This window comes from candidate division WOR-3 bacterium (assembly GCA_039801365.1).
GTDB lineage: Bacteria > Hydrothermota > Tepidihabitantia > Tepidihabitantales > Tepidihabitantaceae > JBDRUN01.
This window is the reverse complement of record JBDRUN010000001.1, coordinates 109,146-130,152: the sequence shown is the minus strand read 5'-3', so window position 1 is coordinate 130,152 and position 21,007 is coordinate 109,146. Positions and strand designations below refer to the sequence as shown.

The following is a 21,007-nucleotide window of genomic DNA, read 5'->3' as shown; positions in this document are numbered from 1 at the left end:
CGAAGATTTGACCAATGCTTAGCACACGCGTCTTGCTCTTGGCGCTGGCGCTTGAGTCTTCGAACGGCGGTGCGGGGAAGCTCATACGGTTCAGCCGACGCAAGGACTGCTATGTTGCGACGCTGTTGGTGAAGCCCGATGAGTACCGGCTATTCGGGTTTCTTGAAAGCGAAGATGGTCTTGACCTGCTCTGGCAGTACACAGGCCAGCCAAAGCTGGCTAGAACCGGTTGAACAATGGCGAGAAGAAACTCGTGTTCGGACCCTGAGCAGGAGCGGGGCGAGAGGATAATTGAGCAGATGCGGCGGCTGGAGCGGGTCGGTCAGGCATACCCTCGTTCTTGGGGGCTATTGCTCATTACTGTCTTTCTTCTGCTGGCAATTGTTGTCGTCATCTTAGTCAATCGTGAGCGTTTTGCGTTACTTTGGACCCGGCTCACCCGGCCGGACTCAATCCCCGGCATCAGCCCGTAGCCAGTTCCGGGTAGGCTTGACCCGGCACCCCTGTCTCTTATCATTGTATCAGCGGTTACATCCCAGCGAGAGAATTATCAACAAAGGAGGCTGACGTGAAGTTGTGCGTCGTTCTGTCTTTCGTTGTCGCAGTCGTAATTGCGGTCGGGCCGGCATTCGGCATTGAACACGGTGTTGGTCTGAAGTACGAAGACCCCAGAAATAGCCCTTTTCTTGTCGAAGCCCCACCGCTGTCCTTCCCACCCGATGGCCTGCCAGCTTCGGTTGATCTTTCCAGCCAGATGCCACCAGTCGGCAATCAGGGTGCCCAGGGGTCCTGTGTCGGCTGGGCTTTTGGTTACTACCACAAGACTCACACCGAATGGCTTGAGCATGGCTGGAACGTGAGTCTACCGCAGAACCAGTACAGTCCGGCTTTTATCTACAACCAGATAAACGAAGGTAATGACAACGGTGCTTATCCGTCAGATGCGGCCAAGCTCATCTGCGAGCACGGCTGTGCCAATATGGTTGACTGTCCGTACAATGCTGCCGACTATACGAGCTGGCCCACAGAAGCAGCATACGAACATGCAATACCATATCGGGGAGAAGCTGGGTTTTGGCTTTACGTTGGTGACCAGGCTGGCATTACTGCGCTCAAGGCGCGGCTGGACGCAGGTCTGACAACGGTGCTTGGCATCTATGTATGGGGGAATTTCGATAACGTTCATCTTTACGGGTACAACTACTGTGTTGCCAACCGGGTATCGCCGTACCGTGGTGGGCATGCCGTAACAATCGTCGGTTACGACGACGGCCGACCGACCGCAGACGGACCGGGGGCATTTAAGCTGGTCAACTCATGGGGTACAGCTTGGGGACAGTCCGGGTATTGCTGGATGTCCTACAAGGCGGTCATGGACGTTGGCCTGCCAGGGTCGCCGCACTTGTCTCAGGGATATGCCTACTACATGACTGACAAAATCGGATACTCACCGACTCTGTTGGGTCGGGTCAAGCTGACCCACAGCGCTCGGGACGAGGTCGGCATCAGGCTTGGGGTCGGCCGCCGCGCCTCACCTTTCTGGACCAAGGACTTCAGGTCCGGTTATGTGTGGCAGAGCCAGCCGCCGCCGTCAACTGACCAGCCGTTTCCGGCCAACAACATGGTGTTCGACATGACCGAAGGCGAGGCGTATCTTACCGGATTACATGATTCCGGGTTTGTCCGCTGCGTTGATGGCAAATCCGACGGCAAGTCCGGTACAATTGAATTTCTTGCAGTTGACTATGTTGCGGGCGGGGTCGTCGGTGTCTCGACCGAGCCGCCGGTCGTGATTCCGGACTACAATACCGCGGTCACGGCCGCAGCCGAGTTGCCAATGCCAAGCGAGTTGCAAGTTTGTGTCACCAGCCCGAACGGAGGCGAGACATGGGAGGTCAACTCGGTTCAAACCATTAGGTGGGTGCACTCTGGCCCGCCCGCAGAGAAGGACTCAATCTGGTACTCCACGGACAATGGTCTCAACTGGATGTTCGTGGCCGAAAAGGACCCGGCGGCGACAAGTCATGAGTGGACCGTACCGGCCACGCCCTCGACTCAAGCCCTTGTCAAAGTAAAGGCCGTCAACTCAGTGCCGCAGGCGGATGAGGACCAGAGTAACGCCGCATTCACGATTGCGGCTCCTGGGGCTGCGCGCTGGGTCGAGTGTCGGGCAATGCCTGAGGAACCGAGCAACTTACCGGTCAGGGACGGCGGCAGTCTCACCTGGATGCGGGATAAAGGTCTTATCTTCGCAACGAAGGGAAACAAGGCACAGGACTTCTACTCGTATAATCCCGGCACGAATACGTGGTATCAACTGCCACCAGTGGAACTCGGCAGTTCTGAACGGCCGCCCAAGAGGGGCACCAGGATCGCGGCTGACAGGAACCGGTACGTGTATCTGGTCAAAGGCAACAACACCCAGGAGTTCTGGCGATTCGATTTGGACAGCACACGGTGGCAGGAATGTGAAACCGTACCCATTGGCCCAAGCAAGAAGAGGGTCAGGGGTGGCGATGATCTGGTGTACGTTCCCGCGATTCACGGCGATCCAGACTATCTGTATTTGCTCAAGGGCTACAAGACCGAGTTCTACAAGTATGACGTAAGTTCCGGCCACTGGTTGCCGCTCGACCCTGCGCCCTGGGCAAACCGGGAGAAGTATGCCGAGGGTTCCTTCCTGGTGTATGACGGTGACAGGACCATATACTGCCACCAGGCAAACTACTACAATAAAGACCAGAATCCACGCCGGCACGCGATGTTCAAGTATGATATCGTTGGCGACACGTGGTACCATGATACACTGGACGGCATGCCGCTTCTCGGCACCTACGGCACTCGGAAGAAAGAAAAGAAGTCCAAGGACGGTGCCTCGGGCGCTTGGCAGGGCGACGCGCTGTATGCGCTCAAAGGTGGCGGTACCCAGATGTTCTACAGATACGATCCGACAACCGGGTCTTGGCTGGAGCTTGACACCATGCCGTCATATACCGAGGCGACCGGTGCCAAGCGGCTGGTCAAGCAGGGGGGTGACATCGTCAGTAGCGGTAGTGAGCTGTATGCGATGAAAGGGAACAAGACCCTGGAGCTGTGGAAATACGTGAGACCGACGAGCTACGACGGCAACGGTTTCATGGTTACCCCCTCTGGAGCGATGGACGTGGGGCGCGAAGTTCAAGCTTCGAAGCTTGAGGTGCTGCCGAATCCGATTGCGAACGGTTGGATAACACTAAAACTGGATGGCCTGGGTGCTAAGCGGTCGAGCAGCCTGGTGCGCGTCTTCGATGCGGCCGGCAGGTGCATCATTGCGCAGCGACTGGGAGCGGCTAGCTGGCGACTGGGGACTACGTTAGACCTCCGTGCGCTGTCCAGTGGCGTTTTCCTCGTCCGGCTCGACCGTGACGATTGCGTCTATACCGGGAAGCTTGTCGTGCAGCGTTAGTGTCTAGGCAAGGGAGGAGACAACAGCCTGCTCCCTTGCCTATTTCGGGTTTCTCTTACGATGGGCACGAGGCCCGCCCGGCTGGACAAATTGACCGCTACTTCGGCTCCGATATCCTTACCACAGCAGGAGAAAGCGTGAAGAAACTCTTGTTCGTCCTTTCCGGAGCATGCGTGCTAATATTATCCTGCACTGTGCTCATGGACTACCAGGTCCAACTGGAGCTGGTAGGCGACGCGGGAATTCAGTTCACCGGCTACTATGCTACTACGCTAGCCGGAGTTGATTCGGTTTCCGGCACTATCCCGGTGTACTACACTGTGTCGGTCAAGCGTTCGGGTGACGCCATCACAGCCTATTTTCAGAAGGTGAACCAGCCCGGCACAATGATTGGCCGGATGATAGTGGATGGCGATACGGTTCAAGAAAAGACGGCGAGCAACCCGTCTGACGCACTACACATGTATTGGTGTCCGCCGAGCCAGTGAGGCGGCGGCAGCGCTCCGTGAGAGCGCGCCGGACTAGTGGTTTTTCGGTGCGCGGGTAAGGTCGGAAATCATTGTCCGAACCCGGCGCTGGCCGAGCCGTACCGAGTCGGCCATAGCCTTACGCTTCGTAGCTTCGGCCAGGAGCATGGCTGATACCATCATTCTGAGTCTGACGAGCTCTGATCCGATTTGCGTAATCAGCCTCTGCTGCTCGGGCGTCGGGGTCTCGCTGACGACCTGCTGCTGAACCGTTTTGAAACGTAGCTCCAGTTTGCTAATTGCGCCATTCAGCTGTGCGACCTCCTGGTCGTGCTGACTGGCACTGGTATTCACAACGTTTGCACGGCGAACCGAGTCTCGTACCCTAACCTGCTCAATCTGGTTGCGCCGGATATGTTCGTGCCTGCGCTGGCGCGGCAGGACCATAACCAGGCCAATGACTGCGGCAAGCGCTGCCATGGCGGCGGCGATGAATACCCACGGGTTTGTTGTACCGGAATGCCGTGGTGTGACCCGGACAACCCGCTGACCGCAGGCGAAACAGCGGTCCTGTCCATCATGAACCAACTCACCGCAGTGAGGGCACTTGCGCACGACTACAGGAGGATATCGAGCGTGACTTCGAGTAACGCGACCGGCTGGCCGAGCCCGAAGTTCTCAAGCACTCGTGGATGAACTTCGCCCAACATGCCCCACTCCAGGTTGCGGCCACCACGACGCACAAGAAGCTTGGCAGCTCGACCTGGTATGAAGGTCTCAAGGGGTTCTAGCGGTTCGAAGCTGACGATGAGGTCAAGTTCGCGGATGAGAGTGTCGGCAACCTGGCGGATGTCGGCAAACCCGGCCCTTGGTCCGGTGATGCCCGCGGCCAGTCGGTGCCTAGTGGCGACACCAGTCTCAACCTTAGGGTCAATTTCAAAACACTCGCCAACCTCAAACAGTAATTGTGGCATTTCCCGGCTTACGTTTACGCGCATGGTGGCAAGCAGGCCTGAAAGGAGATGTTTGCGAAGCATTGTCTGGTCCACACTAGTCGGGTTTTCGACTTGGCAGTAACCGGACATTGCACGTCCAGGCAGCCCGGAACTCGGGACGCTCAGCCCAGGGTCTCGTGGTGGAGCGCTGGCAGGAGTCGGCATCCCGAGCAGTTCGAAGTGTTCGTGGTCGTTCGTGAGCACCAGTGTCATGATTTCCAGATAACCGAGGCCAGTCATTATCCCGCGACACCGGTCGGCAAACTCCTCGGCCCACTGAGGCTTGCCAACGGTCAGCGTCGGTACTAGTCGCGGTACGATGTTTTGATACCCGTAGGCGATACCGATGTCTTCGATGATATCATACTCGTGCATTACGTCGCTACGGTACGCCGGAACCAGAACCGCCATCCGGCCGGTTGACTCGTTACGCGGCCGGTCGTGCGGACATTGACCGTGCAGATTGGCACTCGCCTGGTTGCCGACTTCAATACCATAGCGCATGCGCGTCAGACAGCTCTCGATATCAGGTACGTCGAAGCCAAGCACCTGTCTTGCGGTCTTCGCAGTCACGGTCATCCTCATAGGCGCAAGGTCGGGTGTTGTCGTCCTGCTGCCGTCCGGGTAAACGATGTCTACGGACTCAAGCTTGGCGCCAAGGTCGTACAGGCTTGCGGTTATGACGGCGAGGGTGCGGGTAACGGCATTCAGGTCCGGGCCGGTTACGTCAATGAGCAGGTTCTTGGTATCCGCAGTTACCCGTGTTTCTTCGCTGTTGATGATCGGTGGCATCGAAAGCACCTTCCCCTGGCTGTCGCGCAGGAGGGGGTAGCGGTCAAAAGGTTCAAGCAAATGCCGGTAACCGATGCCCTTCGGGTGCCGTTCCAATATCTGCTTGGGCGTCGCCGCAACCATACCATCCGGCATACCGAAGAGTGGCACGAACTTGAGCGCCTCTGGCTGCACCGGTCGGTACTCAAAGCCCGGTGTCACCGTGTCGAGGTCATAGACGCCAATTGAGGCGCGCCGGCGATTCCGGCCCAAGGCCCAGTGCAAATTCTCCTGCATCTTCATGAGCATCCGGACCGTCTCATCGTCGAGCGCGAGGTCCCGGACCACACAGCAGGCGATATAGGGTCTGATTTCTTCCAGACCGGCCCTAACGATAACTTCGAAGTTCGAAGCCCGTACCCCGAAATTGGGCAGCCCGGTCTCGATACCCAGATATCCACGCAGCGCCCGCGCCAATCCGGCCACGTCGAACATATCCGGCCGCACCGGCAGGAGGTTGAGCCTTATGACCTCAGCGGAACCGGACACCGTAATGTCTCCGCTGCCACAGTGCGCACACTTGCTGTTGAAATCTTCATGCTCAAGCACCTCGGTGATCTGACTACACCGACCGCACCGGTATGACGTCACTACTGCCCTGCCCTCGACGTCGCAGCCCAGCTCGGCAAGCGCTTGGACGAGGTCATCCCGTCCCAGGTCCCGGCCTACCAAGCGTCTCAGCTGCCCGAGCGGTACGTTTGCTACCGGCACAGCTTTGCCTCTCTTAGCCAGTCTATATCTGCCCAGTACAGCTTACGGATGTCGTCGAGCCCGAAGCGGAGCATCGCAATGCGCTCCAGTCCCCCCCCCCAGGCGATGACCGGTGTGGTGCAGCCCAGTGGCCGTGTGACCTCAAGCCGGAAGACGCCAGAGCCGCACATTTCGACCCAGCCCAAACCCTCGACATAGGCAAATACCTCTGCTGATGGCTCGGTGTAAGGGAAGAACGATGGCCGGAACTGCACTTTCTGGGCGCCCATTTTGCGATAGAATTCGGCCAGTGTGCCAAGCAGGGTGGCAAGGTTTGCTTGTTCGTCAATGATGATGCCGTCTATCTGCACAAATTCAGGCAGATGGGTCGCGTCCACGTTCTCCCGCCGGAAAACCTTGCCGATGGAGAACACCTTCCGAGGCGGGTTCGGATTTGCCGCTACTGCACGGATGGTGGCTGCGGTTGTGTGGGTGCGCAATACCAGACGCTTCGCCTTCTCTATGTCCCAGTGGTAGCGCCAGCCGGTCGAGCCGGTGTCGCCACCGTCTTCGTGCGTGCGCGCAACCCGTTCAACCAATGCCTTGTCGGGTAATTGTCCCTCGCTTGGCATCTTAGTGTAGAATGTGTCCTGCATTTCCCGGGCCGGATGGTCCTGCGGCTGAAACAAGGCATCGAAGTCCCAGAATGCGGTCTCAACGACCGGCGAGTCCACTTCCTCAAAACCCATCTCGAAGAACGCCCGTCTAGTCTCCTGGATTACCCGTTGGAGCGGATGGGGCTTGCCGGGGTAGCGTGGCGCCACGGCTACTTTCACGTCGTAGTGCTTGAAGGCGACATCGCGCCACTTGCCCGTCTTGAGTAGTTCTGGTGTCAGTTGTGTGACTTCCTTGACCGGTTCAATGCCCGCTGTCTTCAGCTCTTTTCCTCTGGCGGTAAGCGTCACTGTTCGTCGGTTGCGCCGCCGTCGCTTCACGATGTCATCCCGCCCACGCAGCAGCTCGATAGCAGCGGTGACATCAAGGTCTGAGCGTCCGGCCCGGATGTCAGAGACAAGCCTTGGTTTTCCGTCCGCAAGCATGCTGACCAGTTTCTCGTCTTCGCCCAGCTCTTCGCCGCAAGCCGCCTTCTCGCCGACGTCGGTCAATACCAATTTATCTGCATCCCGTCGGCACCAATGTTTCTTGGTCAACCATTTCACCTCGGCTCGAACATCGTCCTTGCCCAATATTCTGGTTACGTCTGCGAGGCTGACTGAGTCGCCGGCTTTGGCGAGCTTGAGTTTTTGCAGTGCTAGCCGTTCCGGGAGCTTGAACTCGAAGGCACTGCCGGCACGGTCTTGAACAACCCGCAGTTCTTCGTCAGGGGTCTCGCAGATGCTTGCCAGGCCTTTGTCGGCTAGAATCTTCAGGCCTGCCATCACGTAAGCCTGGTCGCCGTATCCTGCCTCATGCTGTCCTGCCATCAGGGCAAGCTGCGTCAGCCGGCTGACATTCTCCGTGTGATTTGGGACGTCAACACCATACTGCTCAGCTACGCGTTGAACGAGCTCTTCGACGGGCAGGGGTTTGTCCGACGGCAGCGCCGCGAGCACGCGGTACTCCATCTCCGACAGCTTTGTCATGCCGCGAAACTATGCCCGAAATGCTTGAGAAGTCAAGGCTGGTCCAGCGACCGCGGCCGCCCCTGCTCAAACTGCGCAACGACCGGTTCGAGCATAAGAAATCCGGCAATTGAAGCCGGGACAAGCGCGACGAGACCGGCAATCGCGAAGCTGGCGACAGTTGCGCGGCCCGGGTCGAGAAGCATCAGTACCGGTTTCAGCGCAGGGATGGCGAAGGCGAACGCCGCTCCCACCTCGAGAATCTGGCTTATTACCACGACATACCAGCCCCAGCGGCGACGCCGAAGCAATCCAACCGACCCGACTCCGACCACAAGCGCGTGTCCAACCCCGGCTGCTGCCAGTGGTCGAAACTGAGCCGCAACGCCACCGCCGATCAGCAATGTTGCCAGCGGAATCAGTAAGAACCCGGAAAACAGACTTAACCCGGACCGGACGATGAGCAACCAGGCGAATGCCGTGAGCGCGAGGCGCCAGCGCCTAATGGCGTTATCTCCAGAAGCGCCGACAACCATTAGTGGTCGGGCTGCCGTCTTAGTTTCGCTTGACCAACCCCTTCTTTTCCAGCAGGCCCGTGACGATTTCGTCAAGGTCCGGCCGAGACTTCTCAAGCAAGCTGTACTTGACCCGGACGATGGGCTTGTTGGTTCGCATTAGCCGGGCAAGGTCAATCGGCGTGCCCGAGACAACAATGTCACATTCTGCCTGATTGATGGCAGAGCGTAACTCGGCAAGTTGTTCTTTTGAATAGCCCATTGCCGGGAGCACCCGGTCAAGGTGAGGATTGTTCTCCAGCTCGCGCGCCAGCGAACCGGTGGCGTACGGTCTGGGGTCAACGATTGCCGCCGCCCCGAACCGTTCGGCTGCAATCCGGCCCGCGCCGTATGGCATGTCCCCGTGTGTCACGGTCGGTCCGTCTTCGACAACCAGTACCCGTTTGCCACGGATTACATTCGGGTCGGCAACTTCAAGCGGTGAGTCGGCGTCAATTACGAGCGCGGTTGGGTTCAGCCGACGCACCGTTTCCTTGACGCTTGATATCTGCTCGGGATTGGCAGAGTCCTCTTTGTTTATCACCACCACGTCGGCGAGCCTCAGGTTCACTTCGCCGGGGTGATAGGCGGTCTCCGCGCCGGCCCGCAGTGGGTCGGTCACAGTGATGAGCAGGTCTGGTCGGAAGAACGATATCTCGTTATTCCCACCGTCAAACACGATAACTTCAGCCTCGGCCTCGGCACGGCGCAGCACCTTGGTGTAGTCTACGCCCGCGAAGATGACCATTCCGTTCTCGATGTACGGCTCGTACTCCTCGCGTTCCTCAATTGTTGCCTCTGCCTGGTCCAGGTCGTCGTAGGATGCGAACCGCTGGCAGACTTGCTTTTCTAGCTCGCCATACGGCATCGGCTCGCGTACCGCAACAACGCCGATGCCCTTTGACCGGATGATATCATAGACTCGGCGCGAAGTCTGCGATTTTCCGCACCCGGTCCGAACCGCACAGACGGCAATGACCGGTTTGCTTGACTGAAGTTGAGTCAGCCGGGGTGAGAAAAGTCGCCAACTCGCACCAGCGGCAAGCACAGCTGAGGCCAGGTTCATGACGTGTTGGTGGGATACATCCGAATAGGCGAAGACCACCTCGTCAACACCTAACTGCTTCACCAGAACCGCTGTTTCTTCCTCGGGGAAAGTCGGAATGCCCCGAGGATACAGCTTGCCAGCAAGCGACGGTGGATAGGTTCGAAGCCCACCGACGGTGCCGAGATTTTGCTCCCGGGCCATGGTGAAGCCGACCACTTCGTAAGCCGGGTTGTCTCTGAAACAAACGTTGAAGACATGGTAGTCCATGCCAGCCGCACCCATAATCAGCACGCGCCGGCGATTGGCTCGACCTCCAGACCGCCTGCCCGCCCGGGTTGGGGTGGACATGGGGCGAGACCCGCGGGTCTTTTTCGGATTTGAGGCGTGGGTTGCTCGATAAGACCTGTTCGACATGCTTGACCCCTAGAACCGTTCGGTCATCGCCTTTGCCTGGAGAAAGAGCAGGAGGTAGTCCCGGCCACCAGCCTTAGAGTCGGTGCCTGACATGTTGAATCCGCCAAACGGCTGCACGTCAACCAGCGCGCCAGTGCACTTCCGGTTTATGTACATGTTGCCGACATGGAATTCACGCTTCGCACGATGAATCTTGTCTCGGTTGCGGGTATAGACTGCGCCGGTGAGCCCGTACTCAGTGCCATTGGCGATGTCTAGAGCATCGGTGAAGTTTCGCGCTTTGATGACGGCCAGCACTGGTCCGAAAATCTCCTCTTGGGCAATTCGAGCGTTGCGTCTTACGTCCGCAAACACGGTCGGCTGAATGAAGAAACCTTCTCGTTTATCGCCTTGGCCGCCGCACACCAGTCGGCCCTCTTTCCGGCCGACGTTGATGTACTCCATGATGGAATCAAACGCCCGTTCGTTGATGACCGGCCCCATCCAGTTTTCGCGCCTTTCCACTGGTCCTACCGTTATCTTCTTTACACGCTCGGCCAGTCGCTCCAAGAACTCGTCATACACCCTTGCGTCCACGACCGCCCGCGAACATGCCGAGCACTTCTGTCCCTGAAAACCGAAAGCAGATACTGCGACGCCCTCGACTGCCTCAGCCAGGTCGGCTTCGGCATCAACAATGATACAGTCCTTCCCACCCATCTCGGCGACAATCCGTTTTATCCATATCTGACCCGGCTGCGTCTTTGCTGCCTTCTCGATGATGCCAAGACCGACGGCCTTGGAGCCAGTAAAGGAGACGAAGCGTGTTTTCGGGTGCTGGACCAGGAAATCACCGACTGCGCCGCCCGGCCCGGTAAGCAGATTGACCACACCCGGTGGCAGGCCAGCCTCCTCCAGCACCTCGGTGAACATGGCTGCGATAAGCGGGGCATCCGAGGAAGGCTTCAGCACTACCGTGTTGCCGGTGACTGCAGCCGCAGTCGTCATGCCGACCATTATCGCACACGGAAAGTTCCACGGCGGTATTACCACTCCGACGCCGAGCGGAATGTAACGAACCTCCTGCAGCTCACCCGGAAATGGTGTCACCCCGCACGGCTGGTCGTAGCGGATTGCCTCCCGGGCATAGAACTCAAGAAAATCAACCGCCTCGGCAAAGTCGGCATCGGCCTCAGACCAGCTCTTGCCTTCTTCGAGAATCATTGCCGCATCGAACTCGAATCGTCGCTGCCTCATTATCCGGGCGGCGCGCAGGAAGACCGAGGCACGCTCCACTGCCGGTACGTACTTCCACTCTTCAAACGCGGCCAGAGCGGCTTTCATTGCCAGTCCGGCTTCCTTCTCGGTCGCCCGCGAAAATGTTCCGACCGGCTTTCGGTCCGAAGGATTGTACGAGATGAACTGCTGCTTGGTTCGAACCCGCCTGCCGCCAATGACAAGGTCGTACTCAGTTCCTGCCGCTTCTTTCAGCTTGGTAAGTGCCTGTTCGAGCCCGACCTGGTTTTCGGTCTTGGCGAAATTCAGATAAGGTTCGTTAGCGAAGTTTGTAAGCACAGGTCCTCCTAATCTATTATTTATCAGTGAGTTGTATTCTGCGCCACTGCCGGCGATAGCCAAACACTGATGCAGACAGTGTCCTGGGCCAGAGACGCCGGATAGTGAGAATAGCGGCAGAACGAACAAAGTCAACTCGGCCTGAATTGATGCCCAGAACATTGCGCCTTCCGGAAACTCGAACCGGTATTATGACTCGGCATGGGCTAAAGCGGCAGCAGGCTGCGGCGCTCGTCCGGTTGTCTCAGGTGAGAAGCACCTGAGTCCGCGCATTGCGCCGGGTTGACGTACGGCTGTCAGCGGGTATGCTTAGTTGCCGGCTATGTCAGGCGTGAGCCATCCCGGTCGGCCCGGGATGGCCTTTTCTGTCCCGGAGAAAAGATGCGTTAGGAGCAGCGATGATAAAGACGATCATCATCCTTGGTTACCTTACGGCCCTGACTGTGCTCGGGCTATTGGCCCGACGTCGTAGCCGCCCCGGGCAGGAAGACTTTTTCTTGGCCAGCAGGACGATTGGGCCGCTGTTCCTGCTCTTGACCATGGCGGCTACGAATTTCTCTGCCTTCACGGTACTCGGGTTTGCCGGCGAGGGATACCGGTCCGGGTACGCTTACTACCCAATAATGGCGTTCGGCACCGGGTTTATGGCTCTGACATTTCTTTTTCTGGGCATACCTGTTTGGCGCTGGAGTCGGGCCCGGGGCGTAGTGACGCCGGCAGAGTTTATGCTCGTCCGGCTCGGCAACAGGCCTTTACAACTTGCTTTTGCCACTGTCATGATTGTGTTTACACTGCCCTACATAGCGCTGCAGCCGATGGGCGCAGGGTATGCGCTGAACAAACTACTTGGCATTCCCTATGCCTGGGGAGTAGTTCTGGTGACCGTGGTAGGGGTCGGTTATGTCGTTGCCTCGGGGTTGCGTGGGGATGTGTGGACTGATACGCTCCAGGGGGGCGTAATGATTGTTGCACTGGTTGCGGTGTTTGTGGGCGCGGCTCGGGCTTTGGGCGGATTTGGCCAGACGAACCAGACGGTGCGAGAGCAACTGCCGGCACTGTTTGCCCGTCCAGGACCTGGTGGCGAGTTTCCGGTGGGCGTGTGGCTTTCCTATATGGCGCTGTGGTTCCTGTGCGACCCGATGTTTCCGCAATTGTTCCAGCGATTCCTGGCTGCACGGGACGAAAAAGCTCTGCGGGTCACCGCACTGTTCTATCCCTTGGTAACGGGTGGACTATTCTTTCTCCCGGTTGCAGTTGGGGTCATGGCTCGGTTGGTGGAACCAGGTTTGGTCGGCAGAGCAGCTGATGAGGTGTTGCCGCTTGTTGCTGGACGAGTTCTGCCAAGCTGGTTAGCTGCGGTGGTGGTAGCTGGAGTGCTTGCGGCGATGATGTCAACGATGGATTCTCAGCTTCTGACGCTTAGTTCAATGGTGGTACGCGATATATTGGGGTGCAAGGAACATTCCTCGCCTGTCTGGTCTCGCGCCGCAGTGGTGCTGCTGGGTCTGGTCGGTCTGGTTCTGGCGTTGCGGCCGGTGGCTACGATACGGGTGATAGCGACAGAGACCTTTACCGGTCTTGCTGTGCTTTTTCCTGTGACGTTCGCGGCAGTGTACTGGCGCAGGACGAATCCTTGGGCGGCCCTTGCTTCCATTGTCGCTGGCGAGGCCTTGGTGGCGCTCTATCATTTCAAACTCCTGCCCGCGCCGGGAGTGCTGCCGGTGATTCCGGTGGTGCTGGTGACGACGGCTGTTTTGGTGGTGGGAAGCCTTGTCCGGCCGGCGCGGCAAACTGATGTTATGGCGCGGATATCTGGCTCAGCCTGGCGCTGGGTGGCTGTTTTTGGTCTTCTGTTCGTGGCGAGCGTTGACTTCTGGAATTGGAACAGGTCAGAAGTGTTCTGGTGGGGATTACCAACGTGGTTGTGGTATCATCTGGCGCTGATAGTCGTTCTGTTTCTTGCCTTGCTAATCTGGGCGGCGTGCAGCAGGAGCGATAAGTCTTGCTACCGCGTCAACGCTTCGGAGTAAGGAAGTAGATTCCTCCAGGCAGACTACAATTGAACCTGCGGCCCGTGATGTCGTAGGCCATCATACCCGGCATCACAGTTAGCCGGCATCCTGCAGGCACGACTATCTTGCGAGTCTGGTTTGCAATGGGCAGAGCAGTGGATTGTTTCTCTTCAAGGCCGAGAAACGTGGTATCTTCCAGGGTGACGTCGTCCAGGTATGCGGTCGCATGCGGCAGGGTAGCGAACGTCACAACGAGAAAGAAGGCAGATTCAGGAGCGGTAACCCAGCGCGTGTACTCGCGGTAGTTGCGGCCTGAGTATATTGCCGGAATGATTATCGGGTTACCAATCGGGTCGGCCAGCAAAGTCGTAAACTGCAGGACAAAAGAGGCCGGGAGTATGCCCGGTACCCGGCAGAAAGCCCCGAACTGATAGTGGATTCCCGGCCGCACGATTGTCGTAGTTGTCACAAAGGCAGAGGTATCTGCCCCGCGCAGCAGTGCGCAATAGCGACCGGTATGGGCATTTGTATCACGCACGACCGTGCTTTCTATCACCGCATTGGAAGTTACCCATCCCACCGGCGAGCCGAACAGCCAGTATTCAAAAGATGAGTTGACAATAAGATTGGCTCCCCAGGCCGGAGCCAGGGTCAACAGCGCAAAGAGAATGCAAACTCTGGACACAAGCATCTCCTAGTTAGGGCGTAGTATAGCAGCTGGCCGTTTGTTCCTCAACTTCGTTTTATTCACAGTTTGGCAGGCGGTGCGTCCGGCCGGAGCGGCCCTTGGCGCCCGGCGGGCAAGCGCAGCTGTCCTCTTATACCTTTTTGCCGGTGGTGTAGGTCTGCCTGTATTTACTGGTTTTGGCTACGGTGTGACGCACCTGACTCACGCCCTGGCAAGCGCCTGATCCAAATCGGCGATAATATCTTCCGGGTTTTCTATACCCACTGACAGGCGAACCAGACCATCAGTAATACCTGCACGCAACCTTTCTTCCTCTGGCACGCTGGCATGAGTCATGGAGGCGGGATGCTCAATAAGTGTTTCTACTCCGCCCAGACTGACTGCGAGTCCGCAGAGCCGGACCGAGTCCATAACCCGGCGCCCGGCTTCCAGGCCGCTTTTCAGCTCAAAGCTTATCATGCCGCCCGGACCTTTCATCTGCCGCTGCGCCAGCTCGTACTGGGGATGGCTAGGAAGCCCGGGATAACGTACCGCCGCCACTTTGGGGTGACTTTCCAGGAATCTGGCAATCAGGATGGCATTTTCGCAGTGACGCTGCATCCGAAGGTGCAGGGTTTTGATGCCCCGGTGCACCAGAAATGCTTCAAAGGGTCCCAATACCCCGCCCAGATGGTTCAGAACCTTGCGGAACTGCAGGTACGTGGCCTCGTTGCGCACCACGATAATGCCGCCGACCACATCAGCATGTCCGTTAAGAAACTTGGTCAAGGAGTGAACTACCACATCTGCTCCCCAGTCCAGAGGTCGTTGCAGAATCGGAGTCATGAAGGTGTTATCCACCACCAGCTTGATACCACGCTTCTGGCAGAGTCCAGCCAGAGCCGCCAGGTCAGAGATGACAAGCGTCGGGTTGCCGGGTGTTTCCACAAACAGGACTTTGGTGTTGGGCCGAAGAACAGCGTTCACCTGTTCTACATCCGTCGTATCTACGCTGGAATACTCCACGCCCAACCCGGACATTATACTCTGCAGCAGTCCCAGAGTCGGGCCGTACACCGCCCGGGAGCAGACTACGTGGTTGCCAGCTGAGCAGAGCGCGACCAGTGTAGCATGAATGGCGGCCATGCCGGAGCTGGTGGCTAGGCCGAATGCGCCTCCCTCAAGGCTGGCGACGCAATCTTCCAGTCCCTTTACTGTCGGGTTGAGCATGCGGGTGTAGATGTAGCCCGGCTCTTTGCCGGCAAAAAGGGCTGCGCCATGCTGGGCAGAACGGAAGCGGAAAGTGGAGGTTGCGTATATCGGAGTAACTACCGGCCCTGGGCCGGTCTCAGGCTGGCCAGAGTGAACGCACAAAGTATCAGGGTGGTGCATAAAAGCTCCTTTTAGACGATGCTGATAATGCCGTGGCGGCTGTATATGTCAACCAGAGGCGTCCGCTTGACTTGAAGCTGATGTTCGCCTAGATTGCCTTGTGCGCAAATGGAACCCCGACTATAGAGGTCGCTTATCTCAGGAGGAACCGTGATGAACAAACCCACGCCCTCGCCAAGCGAGGGCATGAAACGGTATCTGGAAAGGGCCAGGGTGATTATCGAGAAGCGCCGGCAAGCCTGGCAACAAGCCAAGCGCCGGCGTTTTGACACGCTTGCCGTGCACGGGCTCTACACGGTGGAAGAAGCGTTGAACAATAACCAGGGCGCGACGATGGAGCCGCTGTTCTTATCTGCAGCTCAGGCATACCGCGACTCAGATGAACTGGAAGCCGCTCTCTCCTATCAGATTCCAACCTGGTGCTATACCCGGATTCACAACCCGACGCTTCAGTATCTAGAAGATGTTCTGGCGCTGCTTGACGGGTACGGCTATGACGGAGAAACAAGCTGCGTTGTCTATTCGTCCGGTATGGCTGCGATTGCGGGCGTGACTGACGCGCTGCTGGTAAGGCAGGACGATGCGCCTCTGAATTTTGTCGCCACCTGCCAGGTGTACGGTGGGACATTCCAGCAGTTCAATATCCGCAAGATGCAGGAGCGGGGCATCGAGGTGCGCTGGGTGCGTAATTCAAACGACTTGGATGAATGGGCAAGGCTCATAGACAAGAACACCCGTTTCTTGTATGGCGAGATGCCGTCCAATCCAGGCCTGGCTTTCTTTGACCTGAAGCAGGTCGTGGACTTGGCGCACGCGCGCGGGTTGCCCTTTATTTGCGATTCCACGATTGCTTCTCCGGCTTTGTTGCGGCCCATATGCTATGGCGCCGACATTGTGATTCAGTCTGTTACCAAGGTGATGAGCAGTTCGGGTACGGGTATTGCCGGTGCGGTAATCTGCCGCAAGCCGATAATCTCCAATGTCAACAACGAAGATATGAAAGCTGATTTCTGCCAGTATTTGAAGCTGTGGCCCCAGCGGGATACCGGCGGTTGTCTGCATCCGTTTCAGGCCGCAATGACTCTGAACGACCTGCGCACACTGCGCACAAGGGTGGATGTATGGAGTCAGACTGCCCTCACAGTAGCGAAGTTTCTAGAGCGGCACAAAAACGTTCTGGCGGTGAACTATCTGGGTCTGGAATCAAACCCGCTGCACGAGGTGGCAAAGAAATACCTCTGGCTGGTAGATGCAGAATACGACGAGAGGTACAGAAAACCGGTGAACCGCTTCTCCCATCTGCTTTCCTTCCGGGTGAAAGGCGGAGCCCAGGCGTGCCGAGACGTATTCGACCGGCTTCAGATGATATGGCGGGCAACAGACCTTGGCCGGGTAAAATCGGTAGCCACTATTCCGGCGATTTCTACTCATTGGCAACAGGGAGAAGAAGGCAGGCAGATGGCCGCAATTCCTCCGGACCTTATCCGGCTTTCGGTGGGCGCAGAACATCCGGATGACATTATTGCGGACCTGGATCAGGCATTGGCCAAGTCGAACTAAGTATGGCGTTACTTTTCTACTCCACTAACCTCCGTTCTCCTGATGTCGACCTGAGGGAAGCTTTGCTTGCTGGTCAGGCTCCGGACAAGGGTCTTTATATGCCACGGGAGATTCCTTCGATACCGCAGGAGGAGATTCTTGCCTATAAGGACAAGAGTTATCCGGAAATAGCATTTGCGGTGCTGAAGCGCTACACGGCCGGCCTTGTTCCGGACGAAGAGCTGATGCGACTGTGTGTGGAGTGTTACAACTACGATGTGCCGCTGGAGCGCGTGTATGACAATAACTGGATCATGCGGCTAGACCAGGGGCCGACCGCTTCTTTCAAGGACTTTGCCGCCCGGATGATGGCGCGAATGATGCGCTATTTCCTGACGCAGGAAAGGGGCGAGCTTGTCATTCTTACTGCTACTTCGGGTGACACCGGTTCTGCGGTCGCACACGCATTTCACAATGTGGACCGCATTTCGATGGTGGTGTTGTTTCCGCTAAAGGAAGTTTCGGCCCGGCAGCGCAAGCAGATGACAACTCTGGGCGGTAATGTGCGGGTTATCGGGATTGAAGGAAAGTTCGACGACTGTCAGGCGCTGGTCAAGCAGGCGTTCGCCGACCCGAAACTTGCTCACATCCGTTTCTCCTCGGCCAACTCCATAAACATCGGCCGGCTGCTGCCACAGGCAGTTTACTATTTCTACGCCTATGCCCGGCTGCAGAAGAACGGCGAGAAAGCGGTATTTTCCGTGCCGTCCGGGAATTTCGGGGATATGTGCGGCGGCATGATTGCCTGGCGGATGGGGTTGCCGGCAGAGCGGTTTGTGATCGCCACCAATGCCAACGACGAGTTTCCCAAGTTTCTGGCTACAGGCAAATACCAGAAGATTGAGCCGTCACGAGTGTGCATATCCAATGCCATGAACGTTGGGCATCCGTCCAATCTGCCCAGACTAGTGGCGCTGTACCGCGGGGTGATGGACGAGAAAGGTAATGTTACCCGGGAGCCTGATTTTGAGGCGATGCGCCGGGACATGTACGCGGTGAGCATTGACGACGCCGCTACCCGAGAGACGATTGTCAACACCTGGAATAAGTATCGGGTGATGCTGGAGCCGCACGGCGCGGTAGGCTGGGCCGGGCTGGAAAAATTCCTGCGGGAGAGCAAGCCTTCCCTTTGTATTTCCATTGAGACTGCGCATCCGGCCAAGTTTCCCGAGGAGATTCAGCGGCTGCTGGGCATTGACCCGGCGCTGCCGCGAGCTCTGGAAGGATTGGACGACAAGCCGGAGTACTACGACAAAGGGCCGAACGAGTACGGCTGGTTCCGGGAGTATCTGCGGCAGAAGTTTGGAAAGCGATAGCGGGATATGAAGTTCGTCATCTTTCTCGGCGACGGGATGGCTGATTTTCCTCTGCCCGAGCTGGGCAACAGAACTCCGCTGCAGGTTGCCAGAAAGCCGACGATGGACAAGATAGCCCGGCTGGGCCGGTGCGGTCAATTCATCACTGTTGATGAGGATATGCCGCCGGGCAGTGAAGTGGCAAACCTGACTGTGCTTGGCTACGACCCGCGGGAATGCTATCAGGGTCGCGGTGTGATTGAGGCGGCGGCGATGGGCGTGGGGCTCGACGAGACTGATGTTGCCTTGCGCTGCAACCTGATATGCATCAAGGACGGCCGGATAAAGAATCATTCTGCGGGTCATATCTCAAGTGAAGAGGCACGACCGCTTATCGAGGCGATGAACAGAGAAAGTAGTCAGGTTCTAGCTTGTACAGGTAAGCAGGAATTCAACTCCGGGTTTCCGACAGGCCACCCGACTACACAACGGCCTGACTGTCAGATTGGCGTCCGCTTCTTTCCGGGTATAAGCTATCGGCATCTTTGCGTGCTCAGCGGAGAAAACGCCGCGGGACAGCCGAACGGACTGCCCTCTCCTGACCTGGAGTGTTTTCCGCCGCATGACTATGTGGGCGAGCGGGCTCTGGACCTGTTGGTAAGGCCGAAGAACGAAGCGGCGCGGCCAACAGCAGAGCTTCTGAACAGTCTGATACGGCTGTCGTGGGAGGTTCTGCCCGGGCACGGCGTCAATGTTGCGCGCACTCTGGCGGGCAAAGACCCGGCCAATTCGGTCTGGTTCTGGTCTCCGGGCCGCAAGCCAAAGATGAAAACTTACCGGGAGATGTTCGGCATCACTGGTGCGGTCATATCAGCAGTGGACCTGGTTCGGGGCCTGGGAGTATACGCCGGCCTGGATGTGATTCAGGTTGAGGGCGCTACCGGTCTCATTGACACGAACTACGAAGGCAAGGCAGACGCATGTCTTGCTGCTCTGGCCGACCACGACTTTGTGTATGTCCATGTCGAGGCGACGGACGAAGCCGGGCACTCGCGGGACGTGCAGCAGAAGATTCTGGGCATTGAGTATCTTGACCAGCGGCTTATTGCCAGAGTAATGAAGGGCATTGAAGAGCGCGGTATCCAGACCCGGGTGGCGGTGCTTCCTGACCATGCGACGCCGGTGACTAGAGGTAACCATGTGCATGGTCCGGTGCCGGTGGCGATTGCCGGCTCAGGCATTGAGCCGGACCAGGTTCAGACCTACGACGAGGAAACGGTCAAAACCGGCGCACTTGGCATGCTGCGCGGGGATGAGTTTATCCGCACGCTCTTGGACCGCTGACACTTCGGCTACAGCTTCACAAAAATACCCCGGCGTCGGAGAAACAAGGCGCAGAGAAAGCAGACAAGGTATATCAAACTGGCCAGGGCCAAGGCGGGCAGAAGCGTCGGCTCCGGCACAAGGCTTCGTAAACCCTCGGCCAGAACACCCGAAAGCATATAGCATACCAGCGGGTTGGCACCGAACAACGCAAAGTGGGCAAGCCTGATTCCAGCGATGTCGAGGCCGAGCACAAGCGCGAACCCGGCCGCGGCCAGGCCGCAGCACACCAGCGCATATGAAGCGGTAACCAGCGGCTTTGTTACCGGCACAACGTAATGAAGCGCAAATCCGGCAATGCCCAGGGCAAGTGCCAAGCTCGCACTCCAGACCAGAGACTGACGCAGGTCTGAAAGATGCCGGCTGAGAAACGAACCAATCAGCATGACACCAGCCCAGGCAATACAACCGGCGATTCCGCCAAGGTCACCATGCTCGTGCCCAAGAAGCCACTCGGCATATCCCAGACTGAGCATCACCTGGTAAGCCGTAATCAGAACAAGCCCTGCCGCAAAACGCGCACCTGGCCGCAGCCGGGCAAAGGGCAGGGCCACAAGCCCGGCCAGACCGAAGGCCTGTAACACTCCCCAGTCGCGCAGCGGATGGCCGCGCAGAAGCAGGGTGCCGGCAATGCCAAAAGCGATGAGCAACAGATTGCGCTTGAGAAAGTGGAACAAGGTTTTTCGCCAGCCGCCCAGCGCCAGCCGCCGCGCCAGCGAGCCGGGCAATAACATTCCGGAGATGAACACGAAGAACGGAAAACCGATGTCAAGAAAATTCAGCCCGGATAGAGGCTGGGCGTGTTGAAGCCAGCCGGGTGTGACGGTAAGCGGTTCCAGATAGTTGGCAACCACCATAACCGCCACCGCCATTCCCCGAAACACGTCCACGGCCTGAATGCGGCGGGATTCGGAAGAATGACTGACCTGGGCAGGGCTGGGGTTCTCTGCAGAACCAGCGTCCGGGCGGTTGCCAGCAATATCCATCACTCAGGTCAAACTGACTGACCGCGGCCAGCCTTCCCTTTTCCGAAACGCCG

Annotated in this window: 18 protein-coding genes; 9 read left to right on the top strand and 9 right to left on the bottom strand. The window is 57.8% G+C overall.

Annotation, left to right across the window (positions count from 1 at the left end; translation table 11 throughout):
* The first annotated feature begins 14 nt into the window (after nucleotides 1-14).
* From ABIL25_00520 to ABIL25_00505, 4 genes are all read left to right on the top strand, one after another.
* A complete protein-coding gene (locus ABIL25_00520; protein ID MEO0080764.1) occupies nucleotides 15-233 on the top strand; it encodes a hypothetical protein in 219 nt (72 codons plus the stop codon).
* A 3-nt stretch (nucleotides 234-236) separates the two neighbouring features.
* Complete coding sequence (locus ABIL25_00515; GenBank protein MEO0080763.1) at nucleotides 237-473, top strand: hypothetical protein; 237 nt, start codon at nucleotides 237-239, stop codon at nucleotides 471-473.
* Between the two features lie 95 nt (nucleotides 474-568).
* A complete protein-coding gene (locus tag ABIL25_00510) occupies nucleotides 569-3,445 on the top strand; it encodes a C1 family peptidase (GenBank protein ID MEO0080762.1) in 2,877 nt (958 codons plus the stop codon).
* Between the two features lie 137 nt (nucleotides 3,446-3,582).
* The gene (locus ABIL25_00505) at nucleotides 3,583-3,933 is read left to right on the top strand and encodes a hypothetical protein (protein ID MEO0080761.1); all 351 of its coding nucleotides are present in this window, start codon (nucleotides 3,583-3,585) and stop codon (nucleotides 3,931-3,933) included.
* Nucleotides 3,934-3,966: 33 nt separating this feature from the next.
* Here ABIL25_00505 and ABIL25_00500 read toward each other — a convergent pair whose 3' ends face one another.
* From ABIL25_00500 to pruA, 6 genes are all read right to left on the bottom strand, one after another.
* Entirely contained in the window at nucleotides 3,967-4,527 is a 561-nt protein-coding gene (locus ABIL25_00500; GenBank protein MEO0080760.1) for a zinc ribbon domain-containing protein, read from the bottom strand.
* A gap of 2 nt (nucleotides 4,528-4,529) precedes the next feature.
* Complete coding sequence (pheT, locus tag ABIL25_00495) at nucleotides 4,530-6,449, bottom strand: phenylalanine--tRNA ligase subunit beta (GenBank protein MEO0080759.1); 1,920 nt, start codon at nucleotides 6,447-6,449, stop codon at nucleotides 4,530-4,532.
* Nucleotides 6,440-8,071, bottom strand: a complete 1,632-nt coding sequence (locus ABIL25_00490) for a phenylalanine--tRNA ligase subunit alpha (protein ID MEO0080758.1) — start codon at nucleotides 8,069-8,071, stop codon at nucleotides 6,440-6,442. The genes pheT and ABIL25_00490 overlap by 10 nt, the downstream gene beginning before the upstream one ends.
* Nucleotides 8,072-8,103: 32 nt before the next feature.
* On the bottom strand, nucleotides 8,104-8,586 hold the full coding sequence (locus tag ABIL25_00485) for a hypothetical protein (GenBank protein MEO0080757.1): 483 nt from the start codon (nucleotides 8,584-8,586) through the stop codon (nucleotides 8,104-8,106).
* Nucleotides 8,587-8,605: 19 nt separating this feature from the next.
* Complete coding sequence (locus ABIL25_00480) at nucleotides 8,606-10,000, bottom strand: cyclic 2,3-diphosphoglycerate synthase (GenBank protein MEO0080756.1); 1,395 nt, start codon at nucleotides 9,998-10,000, stop codon at nucleotides 8,606-8,608.
* Nucleotides 10,001-10,075: 75 nt separating this feature from the next.
* Nucleotides 10,076-11,620 carry an L-glutamate gamma-semialdehyde dehydrogenase gene (gene pruA / locus ABIL25_00475; GenBank protein MEO0080755.1) on the bottom strand — a complete coding sequence of 515 codons (1,545 nt, stop codon included), beginning with the start codon at nucleotides 11,618-11,620 and terminating at the stop codon, nucleotides 10,076-10,078.
* Nucleotides 11,621-12,018: 398 nt separating this feature from the next.
* On the opposite strand from pruA, the gene ABIL25_00470 reads away from it, so the two are divergent.
* Entirely contained in the window at nucleotides 12,019-13,650 is a 1,632-nt protein-coding gene (locus tag ABIL25_00470) for a sodium:solute symporter family protein (protein MEO0080754.1), read from the top strand.
* On the opposite strand, the gene ABIL25_00465 is transcribed toward ABIL25_00470, so the two are convergent.
* Complete coding sequence (locus tag ABIL25_00465) at nucleotides 13,634-14,317, bottom strand: hypothetical protein (protein ID MEO0080753.1); 684 nt, start codon at nucleotides 14,315-14,317, stop codon at nucleotides 13,634-13,636. The two genes, ABIL25_00470 and ABIL25_00465, sit on opposite strands and share 17 nt — an antisense overlap.
* Nucleotides 14,318-14,396: 79 nt before the next feature.
* Here ABIL25_00465 and ABIL25_00460 point away from each other — a divergent pair, with 79 nt between their 5' ends.
* Entirely contained in the window at nucleotides 14,397-14,543 is a 147-nt protein-coding gene (locus ABIL25_00460; GenBank protein MEO0080752.1) for a biotin transporter BioY, read from the top strand.
* Here ABIL25_00460 and ABIL25_00455 read toward each other — a convergent pair.
* Nucleotides 14,522-15,691: an aminotransferase class I/II-fold pyridoxal phosphate-dependent enzyme gene (locus ABIL25_00455; protein ID MEO0080751.1), complete on the bottom strand. Its 1,170-nt coding sequence runs from the start codon at nucleotides 15,689-15,691 to the stop codon at nucleotides 14,522-14,524. The genes ABIL25_00460 and ABIL25_00455 overlap by 22 nt on opposite strands.
* Before the next feature lie 153 nt (nucleotides 15,692-15,844).
* Here ABIL25_00455 and ABIL25_00450 point away from each other — a divergent pair, with 153 nt between their 5' ends.
* From ABIL25_00450 to ABIL25_00440, 3 genes are read left to right on the top strand one after another with little or no spacing between them, the layout of a single operon-like run.
* Nucleotides 15,845-17,251 (top strand): PLP-dependent transferase, encoded by a 1,407-nt coding sequence (locus ABIL25_00450; GenBank protein ID MEO0080750.1) that lies wholly within the window; start codon nucleotides 15,845-15,847, stop codon nucleotides 17,249-17,251.
* A gap of 2 nt (nucleotides 17,252-17,253) precedes the next feature.
* Nucleotides 17,254-18,606, top strand: a complete 1,353-nt coding sequence (thrC, locus tag ABIL25_00445) for a threonine synthase (protein MEO0080749.1) — start codon at nucleotides 17,254-17,256, stop codon at nucleotides 18,604-18,606.
* Nucleotides 18,607-18,612: 6 nt separating this feature from the next.
* Nucleotides 18,613-19,929, top strand: a complete 1,317-nt coding sequence (locus tag ABIL25_00440) for a cofactor-independent phosphoglycerate mutase (GenBank protein ID MEO0080748.1) — start codon at nucleotides 18,613-18,615, stop codon at nucleotides 19,927-19,929.
* Between the two features lie 8 nt (nucleotides 19,930-19,937).
* On the opposite strand, the gene ABIL25_00435 is transcribed toward ABIL25_00440, so the two are convergent.
* Entirely contained in the window at nucleotides 19,938-20,954 is a 1,017-nt protein-coding gene (locus ABIL25_00435) for a heparan-alpha-glucosaminide N-acetyltransferase domain-containing protein (protein MEO0080747.1), read from the bottom strand.
* Nucleotides 20,955-21,007: the final 53 nt, after the last annotated feature.